The following is a 2,506-nucleotide window of genomic DNA, read 5'->3' on the forward strand; positions in this document are numbered from 1 at the left end:
CCAATTAAAAACTTTGACTCGTTGTATGCTACAAGCATATAATGATATTGTCGGGTGTGGTTATGCTATACAATACCCTTTTGGGAAAGGCATAACGACGGGCTATGTGCCGTGTTTCTTAGCACCCGGCACTCTTTAATTGAGTGTCATTAAGAAACTTTAAGCACATAGGAGTTCATAATGAACACACTTATAGAAATTAAAGAAAGCACTACTAATAATGCTACCACTCAGACTATGTCTAGCCGTGAGATTGCAGAATTGTGTGGTAAACAACATAAACATGTTATGCGTGACATTAAGCAAATGCTTGAAGAACTTAACGCCCCCAAATTTGGGGTGGTTGATTTTAGCGAGCCCAAATTTGGGCTGGCTAAATTTTTAAGCAATTATATTGATGAACAAGGGAAAAGCCGCCCTTGTTATCACCTCCCCAAGCGTGAATGTTTAATTCTTGTTTCAGGTTACAGCACTGCCTTGCGAGCTAAAATTATAGACCGTTGGCAAGAATTGGAAAGACAAGTAGCAACACCACAGATAGCAACACCACAAGTTGACTACTCTAAACCCGAAGCATTACTTGGTGTCTTGAACCACCTACAAAGCCAAATAGAGCAGAAAGATCATGTTATTGCTGAGTTAGAGCCCAAAGCAAAAGCTTTGGAAGGCTTAAAACGTTCTGATGGTTTATTCGGTTTGATAGAAGCAGCAAAGATGCTTGAAGTACGACCAAAGGACTTAACCGACTACTTGCGTAAACATGATTGGGTCTATCGTCGTGCTCCAGGAGCGCCTCTGTTACCTTATCAGGATAAAATCAAAAAAGGTTTCATGGATTGCCCTGCTATCACCATTCAAAGACCGGATGGTACAGAAAAGGTACTCCCTTCAACGAAAATTACCTCCAGAGGATTGGCATGTTTAAGAGAACAAATTCATGGAGGTGTGCAATGAAGATAGACACCAACTTCTTATGTGATTTGTGGATAGCATTATCCCAATTTTCTAATGATGAAAATGTGAGCGACAAAGATTGTAGTGCTCTGGTTCAAACTATGAATGCAATAGAAAAGGTTTTGATTTTAAAACTTCAAGATGACGTACCCAATATTACAAAAATCTTGGCAATTTTGACAGATTTTGGAGCTTCCGAACCGCCACATAGCATGGATTCTTTGTTGCGCGCTTATGAACCAAATTTCGAGAGCCCTATTAAAAAGGTTGCTTAAGTTCAAAAACAGAAGTCCCCTCCCCGTTCTCAAAAATGGGGAGGTGGTTAAGAAGGCAATAAAATTAAGGTGCGCTATACCAAGTTGATCGTCCACCACCATGACGTATCAAAAGACCTTTTTCAACTAATGATGTAAAAGTTACTTTAAGTGTATTAGGGCTTGCACCAACCTCACGCACCATATCGCGGGTTGTAACACGTCCGTGATTACGCACATAATCAAGAATATTAAGAGCCAATTCAGATAAGGAAAAAAGAGCATTTTTTTCACTCTCTATTTTTATTTCTAATTGGCGTTTTTGTTTTTGTAGAGCACGTAAAAAAAAGAGTATCCAAGGCTCCCAATTGGGTGTTTTAGTATAAATTGTTTTTTGAGTTTGATTTAAAGCTAAGTAATAGCTTTCTTTATTATTCTCAATAATGCTTTCAAGTGATGAATATGGTACATAAACATAACCTTTTTGTAACAAAAGCAGGGTGGTTAAGATACGGCTTAAACGTCCATTTCCATCTTGAAAAGGATGAATAGCTAAAAATGTTACATTAAAAATACCAATCGTAAGTAAAGGATGAAGATCCTTTAATTCATTGGTTTTATTGAACCAAGTAATAAGCTCTTGCATTCGGTATGGTGTATCAAATGGTGTAGCTGTTTCAAAAACAATGCCAACCATTTTCCCTTGAGAATTAAATGCTGCTACATCATTGCGTAAAGTCTTATATTCACCTCGATGTCGTTGATCTTTATCACTATTACACAAAAGATCACGATGAAGTTGTTTAATATGATTTTCAGTAATAGAAATATCACTCCAAGATTGAAAGATTGTTTCCATAACCTTGGCATAACCGATAACTTCTTGTTCATCACGACTCTTGAAACGTTTAATTTCTAAGTTTACCAAAAGCTGTTCGATTTCGCGGTCTGTTAACTTACTCCCTTCAATGCGTGTGGAAGATCCAATACTTTCAACAGTAGCAATATGACGAAGAGCGTTCAATCGCTCAGGTGCAAGAGTACCAAGGGCGCGCCATGCCCCTTTGAACTCATCAATCTCAGTAATGAGAGCCAACAATTCTTGTGTAACTTGAAGTGTATCTGTTTTCATACCGGAATATATACCCGATTATACCCGATTGTCAATCATTCGTAACACCGTAAACTCTTACTTCTTATGGCAGAGAAAAAGGCAAGGAGCAACTATGAATAAGAAAACGCGTAAGGGTCTATCGGTTCGTGCGTTTGCGAAGAAGATGGGTGTTTCACATAATGCG

The 2,506-nt window shown here is 38.2% G+C and carries 3 protein-coding genes; 2 read left to right on the plus strand and 1 reads right to left on the minus strand.

The genetic code is table 11. From position 1 onward, the window contains the following. Nucleotides 1–180 precede the first annotated feature (180 nt). A complete protein-coding gene (locus tag ACFIMG_RS05535) occupies nucleotides 181–954 on the plus strand; it encodes a Rha family transcriptional regulator (RefSeq protein WP_375679156.1) in 774 nt (257 codons plus the stop codon). Further along, a complete protein-coding gene (locus tag ACFIMG_RS05540) occupies nucleotides 951–1,229 on the plus strand; it encodes a hypothetical protein (protein WP_375677055.1) in 279 nt (92 codons plus the stop codon). Before ACFIMG_RS05535 ends, ACFIMG_RS05540 begins: the two co-directional genes overlap by 4 nt. A gap of 64 nt (nucleotides 1,230–1,293) precedes the next feature. On the opposite strand, the gene ACFIMG_RS05545 is transcribed toward ACFIMG_RS05540, so the two are convergent. Beyond that, nucleotides 1,294–2,340: a Fic family protein gene (locus ACFIMG_RS05545; RefSeq protein ID WP_375640133.1), complete on the minus strand. Its 1,047-nt coding sequence runs from the start codon at nucleotides 2,338–2,340 to the stop codon at nucleotides 1,294–1,296. Nucleotides 2,341–2,506 lie beyond the last annotated feature (166 nt).

This window comes from Bartonella sp. AP11XZML (assembly GCF_042196445.1).
GTDB lineage: Bacteria > Pseudomonadota > Alphaproteobacteria > Rhizobiales > Rhizobiaceae > Bartonella.

What these genes read in the sequence shown, in the direction of transcription:
- ACFIMG_RS05540 (WP_375677055.1), top strand. Translation starts at nt 951, where the DNA reads ATGAAGATAGACACCAACTTCTTATGTGATTTGTGGATAGCATTATCC.
- ACFIMG_RS05545 (WP_375640133.1), bottom strand. Translation starts at nt 2,340, where the DNA reads ATGAAAACAGATACACTTCAAGTTACACAAGAATTGTTGGCTCTCATT.
- ACFIMG_RS05535 (WP_375679156.1), top strand. Translation starts at nt 181, where the DNA reads ATGAACACACTTATAGAAATTAAAGAAAGCACTACTAATAATGCTACC.